The organism is Winogradskyella jejuensis (assembly GCF_900129745.1).
Classification (GTDB): Bacteria; Bacteroidota; Bacteroidia; order Flavobacteriales; family Flavobacteriaceae; genus Winogradskyella; species Winogradskyella jejuensis.
The window spans coordinates 535678-550054 of record NZ_FQWS01000002.1; the positions used below are offsets into that span (position 1 = coordinate 535678).

A 14377-nucleotide genomic window follows, 5' to 3' on the forward strand; every position below is an offset into this window, starting at 1 on the left:
TTATGAAAAAATTACTTGCTCTATTATTAATCGTTCCTTTTTTATCGTTTGGTCAAGTTTCAGAAGATGAGAAAAAAGATATTGAAACTTATGCTTTAAAGATGTGTGGATGTTTTAACAATATTCTAAACGAGTTGCATCCAAAGGCTATCAAGGCTATAAATATATTAGCCACAGAAGGTCAGCAAAAGATGGAACAATACATCACTAAAGTTTTACAAGAAGAGAGTGATGCAGAGCAGCAAGCATTTATGAAGTCTTTTCAAGTCATGCAAGAACCAGCTTTTGGTGCAAGAATTGAGAATTGTGATACATCTTCAATTCAAGATAAAGCATTAAAAAGGAGGTTTGATAATCCCAAAACGGAAGCTCATAAATATTTGATGAATTATTTGAGTAGTGAAGACTCATGTAAGGTTCTAAAAGTGTTTTACGATATGGGAACTAGCCAAAACTAAGACTAATAGTAGATTTAAGATATTAAAAATAAAAGCGGGTCGAAAGATTCGCTTTTTTTATTTTTATAGAATGAAAAGCACTCTATTAATTATCTGGATTGCCTTTGTTGGCTTATTTAATCTCCCAGTTCAGGCACAAGACGATGTTTATGTTAAAGAATATTTACAGCGATTAGAAAACTCTAAAAAGTATATTCTAAAAATAGCAGAAATGCTTCCAGAAGATAAATACAATTACCGTGTAACACCAGAATCAATGAGCTTTGCAGAAAACTTACTTCATATTGGTTACGCTATGGACTGGCATAGTCAATCATTATTAGGAGGACGTGAAGCTAGAATTTGGAAAACTGATACAGTTTTTAAAACTGCTCATAAATCTAAGGAAGACATGATTAAGCTCATTAATAAAACCTTTGATGAGACAATAAAACTTATTACTAATTTCGATACCAATAAACTCTCGGAACGATTAGATTATTTTGGCTCAAATAGAACAAAACGACAAATATTGATGTTACTTGCAGACCACGTAACGCACCATAGAGGCCAAATGCTTGTGACATTAAAATTAAACGGAATAACCCCACCAAGATATGTTTTATACCAATAAGCGATTTCAACTGATTGTTTTTCTATCTCTTGTTTTTGTGGCTTGCGCTCCAAAATTGAAGAGTACTATCATTACCAAGCTAGAGCCGTTACCTAAAAGCGAATTGATTGTTGTTTTAGAATTAGCCGATAATCAAGATATAGAAGGTACGCTAGCTGGTAAAGTGAGTGCGCAGGATAATGGTTTTTCGGTTAATTGTGGCTTTTACCAAAATATTGATAATTTAAAAGCTATTGCACGAAACTCAGGCGCTAATTTGGTGAAAATAACAGAAGTAAAGGCACCAAGTCGATTAAGCTCCTGTTACAGGCTAATGGGAGATATTTATAAAGTAGATAATCCTAAACGTTACGAAACGCAAATAGAGTGGAGTGAAGATAGAACGTTGACTTGGAACGATTTTAAAGGTGAACCTAATACCCAAGAATACCCAAATACATTAGCGCTAACCAATTCTGGTTTTGGATTTGAGTCCAGTTTTAATCCATTTAGGGAGTCTGAGATTATTGTCCGAAATACCTTTAATACTTTTAAAAGTTGGGGATTACCAGAGCATAGAAATGCCTATGTATTAAAACACGAACAACTGCATTTTGATATTACAGAAATCTTTACACGAAAACTGCGCAAAGCCATATCAGATAATAACCTAACGAGTAAAAATATAGATAGAGCAAGAGCTTTGTTTGATGCCACATTTTTAGAATACAAGCTCTTCCAAGACCGTTATGATGCCGATACCCAAAAAGGCGAAAAGCAAGACACCCAAGAAAAATGGGAAGCTATTGTTGAGATAGAGTTGGCAAAATATGAGGCTTATAAGAAGTGATTTTTTGTTTAAAACTTTTAATAACCCCATGTATTAACCTCTTGATTACTATTGCTTTAAAATTTAATTTCGCTTATCAGTGGATATAGTTCATTGATAACGAACTGTATCTAGATGTTAGGCACAATTAGAAAAAAATGAATAAATTATTGATATTAGCTTTTTTGATTTTAGTAAGTTGCTCTTCAAATGGACAAAATAATTTTGAAGGAATTATAAAGTTCTCAACTGAAATAACTACAACTGAATTAGCTCCAAACGGATTTCAAAAACAGTTGAATGACAAATATGGAGACAGTTTGCTAATGTATTACTCAAAAAATGGGAACTTTCGCAGAGTACATCTGAATAGTGCTGATTTCGGAACCGACTCACAATTTTACATTGACAACAATGGGAAACTCATCTTCACGCATAAAAACAGTACACAAGTTGATACTTTAGATGTAACACAAAATTCAATAAAGTTAGCACGAAAAAATAAAGTGGAAAGTCAAAAAATAATAGATTTTGAATGTGATTGTTATGAGTATAAAGCTTCAAGCGATGATATCCAAAATATAACTTTGAATTATTGTTTTAGCCCTAAAACTGCAAAACTAAATCCCGAATTCTATTCAAACCATAACGACTTTTTTCTAAATGACTATTATAGTCTCGCCAAAAGACCATATCTAAAATTTTCAATTGAAACGGAGTTTTTTAAAATAACTTATTTGGCGACTGAATTGACCGAAAAAGAAATCGAAGAAAAAGTGTTTGAACTAAAATGACTGTATCTAACAATGGATTATCTTTCGGTTACGGCGGAAAATCATAGCTGATTTTCCGCAACAAGCCATACACAAACCGATAAGCGTAATCCCTATAAACGTTCCAATATTTTTAAAACCTTAGTCTTGTAACTTCGGCTAATGGTTAAAGATTTTTCTGCAATAGTAACAAACTCATTGGTAAAGGCAGTTATTTCTTTTATGGCTACAATATAAGAGCGGTGAATACGTAAAAACTGAGATTTGGGCAGTTTAGCTTCTATATTACTAATCGTTTCTCGGGTAACAACAGACCTATCTTTATAGTGTATTTTAATATAATCACTATAACTTTCTATATAAATAATATTTTCAAAATCTATCTTCTGCATTTGTCTATCTGACCGTACAAAAATAAAATCTTGAGTCTCATTTGAGCTTGAACTTTCAGAAACGCTTGTGTTAGAGATTTCAAAATAACGATTTACAGCCTTAAGTAAACGCTCAAAAGAAATAGGTTTCATGACATAGTCTACGGCTTGCAAATCAAATCCTTCAACAGCATAATCGCGATAAGCTGTCGTAAAAATAACTTTGATGTTTTTGTTTATAGATTTCGCAAAGGCAATTCCAGAGATTTCAGGCATATTAATGTCTAAAAACACCAAATCAATAGCGTTCTGACTAATGGCATTAAAGGCTTCGACGGCATTACTACATTGCGCCACCACAGAAATACGTTCTATTTTAGAAAGGTGTAAAGCAATGATATCTCTTGCTATAGCTTCGTCATCTACTATAATACAATTAATAGCTTTAGCCATGAGGTAACTCTAGATTTAGTTGTACTTGGTAACTATCATTGCTTTCTGAAATATCCAGTTTGTATTGGCCTTTGTATAGCAACTCTAAACGCTTTTTAATGTTTTCTAAGCCAATACCATGTGGCGTAGATTGGCTTTTTTCATGCGAATTAGATATGCTGAAATCTATATTTCTACCACTACATTTAAAAGCGATATCAATGTTTAGTTTTCCTTCTAGAATCTTACCGTGTTTAAAACTGTTTTCTACAAATGGTAAAAAAAGCATTGGTGCTACAGAAATGGTACCTATACAATTATTAGATGTAAAACTAACATCTAATGTGTCACTAAAACGCATTTGTTCGAGGTCGATATAATCTTGTATATGATTAATTTCTTCAGTCAAAGCAACTGAAGGTTTATCTACCTGATATAACAAATAATCCAATAGATTAGAGAGCTTCAGAATCATTTCTGGTGTTGTATCAGATTTTTTTAGTGCAAAACCATACATTGTATTTAGTGTGTTAAACAAAAAATGTGGATGAATTTGCATCTTCAAGTACTTCAACTCTTGCTCTTTTAATTTTAGTTGTGCTTCCAGTATTTTAGCTTCAAGCTCAGCATTGTATTTGGATTGCTTTAAATTCAACTTTAAGAGTTTAAAAGCACTAACTACAATGACAACTAGATAAATACAAGCAATAATAAATAGCGTGTTTCGTGTTAATGATTCAACCTTAGTAAACATAAAGTCGGTTAAAAACGCAATTCCATAAAACACCGAAAACATAATGCTAAAGACAGATATGATTATCGTATATAGACTATAAAGCCCAAATAGAAAATAACGTTTCGTAACGAGGTAATCTGGAATAAGCTTGTAAATAGAAACGTAAGTGATACCAATGGTTATGGGCATTAAAAACAAGGAAAAATAAAAGATATTACTATTAATAGTATTGTCTGCACTAAACGTGAGTGTAAAAAAGAAAAGTATGGCTAACCAAAACAAAACGTGCAGAAGCACTTGTTTTAATCTATTAGTTGTTGTTTTGTTAGTCTTCACGTTTGTATATTCTCGGCACAATAATAGTTTATTTTTAGGTGCTGAGATTATTTTGTAGACGAATAACAGATTTTGTGCCCGTTTTGACATCTGTGTTAAAACCCGATGGAAATTTGTCGTTGGTCGCATTCTACTTTTTTTAAGCAAATCTCATCTTATGTTTGTTTTAAGTTTAACTAAAAAATATAAATTATGATTGCTTTAATCACATCAAATCCTTTTTTAAAACGTCTAAGTGAAGGCGGAACAGGTATGTATTTTATTTTAATAGCCTTTTTGTTATCAATAGTTTTTATAGTCTTGGCTTCTATAAAAAAGAATAAAAATGTGAGGTCATCTAATAAAATGATTGGTTTGGCTGCCGAATCTAGTTTAGTGGCTTTGGTCATGGGATGTTTAGCTTCTGTTATGGGAATTATTGAGTTGTTTGATATGTTAGAAGCTATTGGAGAAACTAGACCAGATTTGTTTGCCGCTGGTATCAAAGTATCGTTATTGACCATAACGTTTGGATTATTCTCTTTCACAGTAGCACGAATAGGCATTTTAGCTTATAAGTGGAGTTTAAACTCAGACAATGCTGAGCAATAAATTGGACAACATGGAAATTTCAAAAACTAAATTAATTTCACTGCTCGTAATAGCTTTTCTTTTTTCTTGTGAGCAAAAATCATCATCAAATACATCAGAAAGCGAATTGATACATAAAATAAATGCTGTTCAACAGCAGGTCATGGTGCAAGGAAATATAAGTGAAGAAGAGGAGCAGGCCATGTTAAGTTTATGTAGCATTATGTCAAAGAGTGATGGTTTAGGTGATTACAGTCCAGATAACAGAATGGTATTAAAAGATGTTGATATAGCGCCCGTGTACGAGGGTTGTGAGGAACTTTCTGCTGAAGAAACAAAAGCATGTTTTAAGAATAAAGTGACAGCATTTATAAAACGAGAGTTTAATGTGAAGGTGTTTAAAGATTTAAATCTTGCAGAACAAAAGCAAGTAGAAGCTTTTTTTATTATCGATGAAAACGGAAACCGAACTGGGATGAAAGTTAGAGATGCAGAAGTAAACATTCAGGCAGAAATCTTAAGAGTACTCAGAAAGATACCAGTTATGAAACCTGCTATTCACAATGGGAAAAGCGTTTCAGTGTTATGTTCGTTGGTATTAAAATATGGCAATGATATCGAAGTAGATGTTGTTTACATCCCAGAGCGACCACAGAATTAAAATATAGACTGGTACATAGTTACAGTGATAGGTATAAATTAGGTGTAAAATAATCCAAAATAATTTCAACCATACTTAAAATCTAATACAATTTTGAAAAAGATACTTTTCCTTTTCGTGTTGCTTTGCAATGCGGTAAACTTAAATGCACAAGACACAAAACAAATCGATGATTATTTGAATGTGCTAGAAGATAATAATAAGCTTATGGCAACAATTTCTGTTACAAAAGACGGAAATCAATTTTACAATAAAGCAGTTGGATTTGCAGATGTTTCTAGCAATGTAAAAAATACAAATGAGACAAAATTCAGAATTGGTTCTATCACAAAAGCATTTACAGCAGTTATGATTTTTCAGCTTATAGATGAAAAACGATTAACATTAGATACGCCTTTATCTTTATATTTTGATGATATACCCAACGCATCAAATATTACAATTGCAAACTTACTAAATCATAGTAGTGGATTATTTAATATTACTAATGCCTCGGATTTTGGTGATTGGATGCTAAAGCCATCATCAAGAGGTGATATGCTAAAAAGGATTAAAGCCTACGATATAGTGTTTAATCCAGGAGAAGAAACTGCCTACAGTAATACCAATTATATTTTACTCGGATACATTATTGAAAGTATAGATAAAGATATTTATGCCCAAGCTTTAGAGCGTCGAATTACTAAAAAAATAGGACTTAAAAATACATACTTTGGTGATAAGATAAGTACAAATAAAAATGAAAGCTATTCGTATTCAATTAATGATTTGCTATGGGAAAAGCAGTTAGAAACTGATATGTCAAATCCAGGAGGAGCTGGAGCTATAGTCTCAACTTCAGAAGATTTAACAAAGTTTATGAATGCACTTTTTGCAGGTAAACTAATATCAGATTCAAGTTTAGAAGCCATGAAGAAAACAAATAATGGAGAGGTGTGTCACGGCATCTTTTATGCCAATCTTAATGGTTTGGATATTTACGCCAGCGAAGGCGGTATTGATGGATTTCAATCTATTTTAGTTCATATTCCTAAATTTAAAAATACCATGGCATTAACGGCTAATGGTTTAGATTACAGTAAAATGCAAATTATGTTAACGGTGTTAGGAGCGTTTAACGGTAAGCCTATTACAATGCCAATCTTTACAAAGTTAGAACTGACCGAAGAACAAGTAAAAATTTATGAAGGCGAGTACGCAAGTTCAGAAGTGCCTTATAAATTAATTTTTAAAGCCAACGGGACTGTTTTAATGGGAGCTCCTGAGCAGAGTAATCTAAAAGAATTAGTACCAACAAAACAGCATCAATTCACGTTTGACACTTTGGGTATTATACTTGACTTCTATCCAGGTATTGAGGCAGTAAAGTTTACAAAAGGTAATGAAGCACCGATAATGTTTAAGAAACTTTAATCTATTTGAAAGGTTATTTTGTTCAAAAAGCGAACTTTTAAGTTCGCTTTTTTTAATGCTTCCTACTTTATACCTAACTTTGATAAAAACACGCTTTTGGAACAACTTACACTTACCACTCCTGCGCTTTTATTTTCAGCAATTTCATTAATCATGTTAGCTTATACCAATCGGTTTTTGGCATACGCTGCCGTAATAAGAAACTTAAGGGACAAATACTTGCAGCAGCAAGAAGCGTCATTAATAAGACAGATAAACAATTTGAAGCTTCGACTAAACCTAACCCGTTATATGCAGATTTTTGGCATTACAAGTTTGTTACTTTGCGTGTTGACTATGTTTTTAATCTATATTGAAAATAGATTAGTTGCTGCTTGGGTTTTTGGAGTGGCTTTGTTATTACTTATAACGTCTCTAGCATTTCTTATTTGGGAAATCCAGATTTCTGCAAAAGCATTAAAACATCATTTAAGCGATATTGAGGATGATTTGAAAAATCGCTAATAAACCATAAAAAAAATGTGTTTTGTTTCAACGTAGTTGAGAGCTAAAATTATTTCTTCTTTTTATTCCGCTTATTATAATTTTTATCGCCACGTGTTTTAGGCTTTTTATATTTTTTAGCCATTTCACGACGGTACGAACCACCAAGATTTACTTTTTGGTTTTTTTCTTTCTTTTCATGAAATGCAGGTCCAGGAGCATCTTCATCACGTCGCTTTGTTGGGTTGTAGCGTTCTTTGATGACGTCACGCTCTTCTTCAATCAGTTCTTTAGAAATTTCAATATGCTCAGGGATTTCAAGCGTCTCAATCTGCATTTGCATTAAAGCCTCAACGTCTTCTCGTGCTTGTTGTTCTTTTTCAGTAGATAATAGGATGGCGTTTCCTTTGCGCTCGGCACGACCAGTTCTACCAATTCGGTGCATGTAGTTTTCAGGATAATCTGGTGTATCAAAATTAATCACATGAGACACATCATCTATGTCTAAACCACGCGCCATAACATCTGTAGCGACCAAAAGACGGTGTTCACCTTCGCGGAATTGTTCAATACTTCGTAGTCTATAGTTCTGGGTTTTATTAGAATGAATCACACAGGTTTGACCAGGAAATAAGTCTTCCAGCTTATCAAACAATCGGTCTGCCATGCGCTTATAGGCCACAAAAATTAAAACCCGCGAAAAGGTGTCTTTATCAGAGAGTAAATCTTCTAATAGATTTACTTTGGTGTAAAAATTGGGAACGTCATACCGTTGTTGCGTAATATTTTCCAGAGGAGTACCAGAAACTGCAATAGATATTTTAGTCGGATTGATAAAAAAATCTGTAATCAATTCGTCAACATCAGTGGTCATTGTTGCCGAGAACATAATGTTTTGTCTGCGCTCAGGCAGAATGTCAAAAATATTCATCAGTTGATGTCTAAAACCAAGGTCTAGCATCACATCCACTTCATCAATCACTAATTTCTGAATAGATTTTAATTGTAATACGCGACTCGCAGCTAAGTCGTACAAACGTCCAGGAGTAGCGACTAATATATCCAAACCTTGCGCTACGGCTTGTTTTTGGGTATTAATATTAGTCCCGCCATAAACACCAAGAACACGATTGTTGATGTATTTAGAGAGTTTTTCAATTTCGTTAACGACTTGCACCACGAGTTCGCGAGTTGGCACTAAAATTAGAATTCTAGGGTTTTCTTGACGCGAATATTTTAAATTCTTAAGAATAGGCAACATATAGGCATAGGTTTTACCAGTACCCGTTTGTGCAATACCTACCACATCTTTTCCAGAGGCCACCACATTAAAGGATTCCGCTTGGATAGGTGTTGGCGTTGTAAACCCTAAATCGTCAAGGGCGTTATATAAAGGCGTATTTAAATTAAGTTCTCTAAAAGTCACAATATTGATTTATGGCACAAAGATAGTATTCTTTCCTGCACTGTTATTTAAAATGGTGTAGGTATATTTGTATTGCGAAATTATTGGTATTTGTAGTTTAAGTTTTTATTGAGAACACAGCAGTTTTATCATCCAAAAAATATAGATAGCTTTAAACAGAAGCTATTGAATTGGGCACAGCAATTTGATGATGTGGTCTGGTTAGATTCTAATAATCATGATGAGAAATACAGTACGTATGACGCTGTTCTTGCTGTAGATGCATTTACGAGTTTAAAAACCGATTATTTTGATGCTTTTGATAAACTGAATGAGTATCAAAACACCACAAAAGATTGGATTTTCGGTTATCTCACTTACGATTTAAAGAATGCTGTTGAAGATTTAAAATCCGAAAATTTCGATGGCTTACATTTCCCCGATTTATATTTCTTTCAGCCTAAAAAGCTTTTTCTAATTAAAGGCGATACTGTTGAAGTTCAATATCTGCGAATGGTTGATGACGAAATTGATAACGATTTAAAATTGATTTTTCAATGTCAGTCTGAGCTTATCGAAGACAATATATATAACGAGTCTATTAAGATTAAACTCCGCATCACCAAGGATGACTACTTCAAAAAAGTAGAGCAGATGCTCGCTCACATTCATCGTGGCGACATTTACGAAGCTAATTTTTGTCAAGAGTTTTATGCAGAGGATACAGATATTCAGCCTTTAGAAACGTTTAATAGACTTAATGATATTTCTAAACCACCTTTTGCTACTTTTCTAAAAACAGACGATAAATACTTACTTTCAGCATCACCAGAACGTTACCTAAAAAAAGAAGGAAATAAAGTTATTTCTCAACCCATAAAAGGAACAGCAAAACGCTCAGAAGACAAAGATGAAGATGTACAGCTGGCGGAAGCTTTGGCAAAAGACGAAAAAGAGCGCAGCGAAAATATTATGATTGTCGATTTGGTACGTAACGACTTATCTCATACAGCTAAAAAGGGTAGTGTAAAAGTAGAAGAACTCTGCAACGTCTATTCGTTTTTACAGGTGCATCAAATGATTTCTACTGTGGTTTCTGAAGTTGACGATGATACGACTTCAGCAGATTTATTAAAAACAACATTCCCAATGGGAAGTATGACTGGTGCTCCAAAAATTTCGGCCATGCAAATCATCGAAAATTTAGAGGAAACCAAGCGTGGTTTGTATTCAGGTTCGGTTGGCTACTTCACACCAAATGGCGATTTCGATTTTAATGTTATTATCAGAAGTATTCTCTATAACCAAACAGAAAAATACGTTTCTTACTCTGTAGGAAGTGCCATTACAGCTAAAAGCAATCCGCTTAGAGAATACGAAGAGTGTTTGATTAAAGCCAAAGCCATGCGAGAGGTTTTGGAAAATTAGAAGTTACTCTAAATGACGTCTAAAACTTTTCTTTACTTTTTCAAAAATCAGTTCAACTCTAGACGTTTCAATATTTTTAATCTTTGCGATAGCATCAAAATCCAGTTTACCAAAAATGTATAAATCGACAATATTAGAGATGTTGATGGGTAGCCAATTATAGAAGCGACCAAACACTTTCGGAGACTGTGAAGGCGACAAGTCCTCGAGCTCAAATGCTTTTAAAATCGAAGTTTCTTTATCTTCATACAAATACAAATGGTTGCTATGGTCTTGGTGGTAAGATATGTCATTCAATTCTGTGTTTAACACTAAGTCCAAGTCAGCATTAATAGTATAATCCTCACCAAGTTTGGACATCTCGTCTTGCAAAATAGTGTCTGTACTTATCGTATTTTTATGATAGGCTTCCTTTTTAAAAAGAACGTTCATATAATTGTCTACGAGCTTAAATAGTTCGAGTTTTACTTCATTTTTTTCAGCTTCGATGTTAAATCCTTTGCTGTATAATTCAATAACACATTCGTCAATGATTCCATTAGACGAATACATATTTTTAGGTATGATACCAGTAGTTTCAGCAATGTAAATTCTGTGTTTTACATATGGGTGTAAATGTTGCACTACAGAAAGTACCTTTTTGTCAAAGGCAGTTTTTGCAGATTTTGATGAAAGTTCTTTAAAAGTGCTCATAACCAAAAATTTAATTAAGTTTTCTAAAGCTACATATAACATTGAGATATTACTATGATATTTGTCATTTTAATTTCAAATTCTACAATTGTTCGGCACTATCAATATTGTATATTTACATTATGTTACAACTGTTTTCTGAACATATTTTATCGAAACTCAGCTTTCTAAAAAACGCGCGATTAGTTGTTGCTATTTCTGGCGGAATTGATAGCGTAGTATTAGCACATTTATGCAAAAAATTGGGTTTTGATTTTGCTTTGGCGCATTGTAATTTTTCACTTCGCGGAGATGAAAGTGATGCAGATGAAGAATTTGTTATAAAATTAGGAGAAGACATAAATGTTGAAGTATTTACTCAGCGTTTTAATACCGAAGCTTATGCCAAAGAACATAAGCGTTCCACCCAAATGGCGGCTCGTGAGTTGCGTTACGATTGGTTTAAGGACTTAGCAGCGCAATTAGACTTTGATTATGTCTTAACCGCGCATCATGCCGACGATAATTTAGAGACATTTCTTATCAATTTCACTCGTGGCACAGGTCTAAACGGACTCACTGGAATCCCAATGATTAACGATAATATTGTACGTCCATTATTACCATTCTCTCGTGAAACTATCGAGAATTATGCAAAAGAAAGTGACATTAAATGGCGCGACGATAGTAGTAACTCTTCTCGGAAGTATTTGCGAAATAAATTGCGACATGAGGTAGTACCAATTCTGAAAGAAATCAATCCACAGCTTTTAGATAGTTTTGAGAGCACGCTCGACAATTTGAATGATACTGCGGATATTGTTGAAGAAAGTCTTAATGCAGTTGCAAAACGTGCTATTGTGGATATCAACGAAAACGGGATAACTTACAAAGTGTCCGAATTTAAAAAAGTCAACAATCCAAAAGCTTATTTGTTTGAAATGTTCAAAGAGTTTGGTTTCACCGAATGGAATGACATTGTCAATTTATTAGACGCCGAAACAGGAAAGTATGTTAAGTCAAATTCATATCGTTTAATTAAGTATCGTGAATTCCTATTATTGACTGAATTTCCCAAAGGAAATTATGCAACTAAGCAAATAAAAGAATCTACGGTTATAAGTTATGGGCTATTTGGTTCTTTGAGTTTTAAAGAAGTAAAACAAATTGGTGAAGCCAATAATTCTGTTTTGTTTGCCGATAAGGAAAAGCTTAAATATCCATTAGAAATAAGACCCTGGAAAGCAGGAGATTACTTTCATCCATTTGGAATGACAGGCAAAAAGAGAGTGAGTAAATATCTAAAAGATGAAAAGTTAACACCAATTGAAAAGGAGAACACTTGGGTATTACTTTCGGATGAAAAGATTGTATGGATTGTCGGAAGACGAGGCGACGACCGTTTCAAGGTGACTGACAAAACAGAGAATATTTTGCAAATTAAACTTGATAAGTAATTTATAACTCAATTGTCCCCTTGAGGAGACTTTGGGTGTGTTCGAAAAAATATAATGGTCATATTAAAAGGCAACATAGTAGATATCCAAGACCATAGAATCTTTAAAGGCGAAATCCATATTGCTGACGGTAAAATAAAATCAATCATGGAAAAAGATTGTGAAGAAAACCATTACTTTCTTCCTGGTTTCGTAGATGCACATATTCATATAGAAAGTTCAATGTTAGTGCCTTCAGAGTTCGCTAAGATTGCTATAAAACACGGAACAGTTGCTACAGTATCCGACCCACACGAGATCGCCAATGTACTTGGTGTGAAAGGCGTGGAGTTTATGATAGAAAACGGCAAGAAAACACCTTTTAAATTCAATTTTGGTGCACCAAGTTGTGTTCCGGCCACACCTTTTGAATCTGCTGGAGCTATCATCGATTCCGATGATATTAAGCATTTACTATCTCATCCAGATATTAAATATTTGGCGGAAATGATGAATTATCCTGGCGTTATTTACAACGATGCAGAAGTCCATAAAAAAATAGAGTGGGCAAAGTATTTTAATAAACCTGTTGACGGTCATGCTCCAGGTTTACGAGGCGATGATTTAGACAAATACATTTCGTCAGGAATTTCCACGGACCACGAATGTTTTACTTATGATGAAGCTTTAGAGAAACTTCAAAAAGGGATGAAAGTAATCATTCGAGAAGGAAGCGCTGCCAAAAACTTCGACGCTTTAATCGATTTGTTACCTGAATATTATGAGAATATGATGTTCTGTAGTGATGATAAACATCCTGACGATTTGCTTTTAGGACATATTAATCAACTTGCAGAACGCTCTGTTGCAAAAGGTATTGATGTGTTTAAAGTATTACAAGCCACATGTATTAATCCAGTAAAGCATTATAATTTAGACGTAGGTTTACTGCAAGTTGGGGACGCCGCGGATTGCATAGTCGTTGAAGATTTAAAGTTGTTTAAAGCGCTTCAGACTTATATAAATGGCGAATTGGTATTTGATAATGGCGAATCAAAAATCGAGCATGTCGATTTCGAAATTCTGAATAATTTCAATACCAAAAAAAAGAAAGTATCAGATTTTAGATTTGAGTCTAATAAATCTAGCCAATCTAATCAGTCTAATAAATCTAAAATACGCATTATCGAATGTTTGGATGGCGAATTGGTTACCAATGAAATTATAGAAAATTCAACAATAGAAAACGGCAATTTAATTTCCAACACCGAAACGGATATTCTAAAAATGACGGTTGTTAATCGTTACCAAAATGAAAAACCGTCGATAGCATTTATAAAAAACTTCGGATTAAAAGAAGGCGCAATTGCCAGTTCAGTGGGTCATGATTCTCATAACATCATTGCCGTTGGCGTTTCTGACGAAGCTATTTGTAAAGCAGTTAATCTATTAATCGAAAATAAAGGAGGTATTTGCGCTATTTCAAATTCTGAAGAAAAAGTTGTTCCTCTTCCTGTTGCAGGAATTATGAGTGACCAAAATGCCGAAACCATTGGTAAAGCTTACGCAGAACTCGATAAAATGGCAAAAGATTTAGGAAGCAAATTACACGCGCCTTACATGAGTTTATCTTTTATGGCTTTACTCGTTATTCCGTCTTTAAAATTGGGAGATAAAGGTCTGTTTGATGGTAATTCTTTTCAGTTTACTGATTTGGAAGTTAAATAATGAAATAATCGATTTGTCATGCTGAACTTGATTCAGCATCTCGTAAAATCCTAA

Annotated in this window: 15 protein-coding genes; 11 read left to right on the forward strand and 4 right to left on the reverse strand. The window is 33.7% G+C overall.

What is annotated here, in order from left to right; translation table 11 throughout:
* Positions 1–2: 2 nt before the first annotated feature.
* From BUB95_RS10255 to BUB95_RS10270, 4 genes are all read left to right on the forward strand, one after another.
* On the forward strand, positions 3–458 hold the full coding sequence (locus tag BUB95_RS10255; protein WP_143185592.1) for a hypothetical protein: 456 nt from the start codon (positions 3–5) through the stop codon (positions 456–458).
* A 70-nt stretch (positions 459–528) separates the two neighbouring features.
* The gene (locus BUB95_RS10260) at positions 529–1071 is read left to right on the forward strand and encodes a DinB family protein (protein ID WP_073086140.1); all 543 of its coding nucleotides are present in this window, start codon (positions 529–531) and stop codon (positions 1069–1071) included.
* Positions 1055–1900, forward strand: coding sequence for a hypothetical protein (locus tag BUB95_RS10265; RefSeq protein ID WP_073086142.1), 846 nt, complete (start codon positions 1055–1057; stop codon positions 1898–1900). The genes BUB95_RS10260 and BUB95_RS10265 overlap by 17 nt, the downstream gene beginning before the upstream one ends.
* A 137-nt stretch (positions 1901–2037) precedes the next feature.
* Positions 2038–2673, forward strand: coding sequence for a hypothetical protein (locus BUB95_RS10270; protein ID WP_073086144.1), 636 nt, complete (start codon positions 2038–2040; stop codon positions 2671–2673).
* A gap of 92 nt (positions 2674–2765) precedes the next feature.
* On the opposite strand, the gene BUB95_RS10275 is transcribed toward BUB95_RS10270, so the two are convergent.
* Together BUB95_RS10275 and BUB95_RS10280 are read right to left on the reverse strand one after the other, a co-directional pair.
* Positions 2766–3476, reverse strand: coding sequence for a LytR/AlgR family response regulator transcription factor (locus BUB95_RS10275; RefSeq protein WP_073086146.1), 711 nt, complete (start codon positions 3474–3476; stop codon positions 2766–2768).
* Positions 3469–4527 carry a sensor histidine kinase gene (locus BUB95_RS10280; protein WP_073086148.1) on the reverse strand — a complete coding sequence of 353 codons (1059 nt, stop codon included), beginning with the start codon at positions 4525–4527 and terminating at the stop codon, positions 3469–3471. The genes BUB95_RS10275 and BUB95_RS10280 overlap by 8 nt, the downstream gene beginning before the upstream one ends.
* Before the next feature lie 192 nt (positions 4528–4719).
* On the opposite strand from BUB95_RS10280, the gene BUB95_RS10285 reads away from it, so the two are divergent.
* The 4 genes from BUB95_RS10285 to BUB95_RS10300 all read left to right on the forward strand — a co-directional run bounded on the left by BUB95_RS10285 (position 4720) and on the right by BUB95_RS10300 (position 7675).
* The gene (locus BUB95_RS10285) at positions 4720–5118 is read left to right on the forward strand and encodes a MotA/TolQ/ExbB proton channel family protein (RefSeq protein ID WP_073086150.1); all 399 of its coding nucleotides are present in this window, start codon (positions 4720–4722) and stop codon (positions 5116–5118) included.
* A 10-nt stretch (positions 5119–5128) separates the two neighbouring features.
* Positions 5129–5758, forward strand: a complete 630-nt coding sequence (locus BUB95_RS10290) for a hypothetical protein (protein ID WP_073086152.1) — start codon at positions 5129–5131, stop codon at positions 5756–5758.
* Positions 5759–5851: 93 nt separating this feature from the next.
* Positions 5852–7171, forward strand: a complete 1320-nt coding sequence (locus BUB95_RS10295; protein WP_073086154.1) for a serine hydrolase domain-containing protein — start codon at positions 5852–5854, stop codon at positions 7169–7171.
* 96 nt (positions 7172–7267) lie between these two features.
* Complete coding sequence (locus tag BUB95_RS10300; RefSeq protein WP_073087394.1) at positions 7268–7675, forward strand: DUF2721 domain-containing protein; 408 nt, start codon at positions 7268–7270, stop codon at positions 7673–7675.
* 49 nt (positions 7676–7724) lie between these two features.
* On the opposite strand, the gene BUB95_RS10305 is transcribed toward BUB95_RS10300, so the two are convergent.
* Positions 7725–9080, reverse strand: a complete 1356-nt coding sequence (locus BUB95_RS10305; RefSeq protein WP_073086156.1) for a DEAD/DEAH box helicase — start codon at positions 9078–9080, stop codon at positions 7725–7727.
* 108 nt (positions 9081–9188) lie between these two features.
* On the opposite strand from BUB95_RS10305, the gene pabB reads away from it, so the two are divergent.
* A complete protein-coding gene (pabB, locus tag BUB95_RS10310) occupies positions 9189–10487 on the forward strand; it encodes an aminodeoxychorismate synthase component I (RefSeq protein ID WP_073086158.1) in 1299 nt (432 codons plus the stop codon).
* Between the two features lie 3 nt (positions 10488–10490).
* Here pabB and BUB95_RS10315 read toward each other — a convergent pair whose 3' ends face one another.
* Complete coding sequence (locus BUB95_RS10315; RefSeq protein WP_143185593.1) at positions 10491–11180, reverse strand: hypothetical protein; 690 nt, start codon at positions 11178–11180, stop codon at positions 10491–10493.
* A gap of 122 nt (positions 11181–11302) precedes the next feature.
* On the opposite strand from BUB95_RS10315, the gene tilS reads away from it, so the two are divergent.
* Positions 11303–12616, forward strand: coding sequence for a tRNA lysidine(34) synthetase TilS (tilS, locus tag BUB95_RS10320; protein WP_073086162.1), 1314 nt, complete (start codon positions 11303–11305; stop codon positions 12614–12616).
* A gap of 54 nt (positions 12617–12670) precedes the next feature.
* Complete coding sequence (gene ade, locus BUB95_RS10325; protein WP_073086164.1) at positions 12671–14323, forward strand: adenine deaminase; 1653 nt, start codon at positions 12671–12673, stop codon at positions 14321–14323.
* Positions 14324–14377 lie beyond the last annotated feature (54 nt).

Bases quoted from the DNA above. Each gene is read 5' to 3' on its own strand.
- BUB95_RS10255 (WP_143185592.1), top strand. From the start codon at position 3: ATGAAAAAATTACTTGCTCTATTATTAATCGTTCCTTTTTTATCGTTT.
- BUB95_RS10260 (WP_073086140.1), top strand. From the start codon at position 529: ATGAAAAGCACTCTATTAATTATCTGGATTGCCTTTGTTGGCTTATTT.
- BUB95_RS10265 (WP_073086142.1), top strand. From the start codon at position 1,055: ATGTTTTATACCAATAAGCGATTTCAACTGATTGTTTTTCTATCTCTT.
- BUB95_RS10270 (WP_073086144.1), top strand. From the start codon at position 2,038: ATGAATAAATTATTGATATTAGCTTTTTTGATTTTAGTAAGTTGCTCT.
- BUB95_RS10275 (WP_073086146.1), bottom strand. From the start codon at position 3,476: ATGGCTAAAGCTATTAATTGTATTATAGTAGATGACGAAGCTATAGCA.
- BUB95_RS10285 (WP_073086150.1), top strand. From the start codon at position 4,720: ATGATTGCTTTAATCACATCAAATCCTTTTTTAAAACGTCTAAGTGAA.
- BUB95_RS10290 (WP_073086152.1), top strand. From the start codon at position 5,129: ATGGAAATTTCAAAAACTAAATTAATTTCACTGCTCGTAATAGCTTTT.
- BUB95_RS10315 (WP_143185593.1), bottom strand. From the start codon at position 11,180: ATGAGCACTTTTAAAGAACTTTCATCAAAATCTGCAAAAACTGCCTTT.
- tilS (WP_073086162.1), top strand. From the start codon at position 11,303: ATGTTACAACTGTTTTCTGAACATATTTTATCGAAACTCAGCTTTCTA.
- ade (WP_073086164.1), top strand. From the start codon at position 12,671: ATGGTCATATTAAAAGGCAACATAGTAGATATCCAAGACCATAGAATC.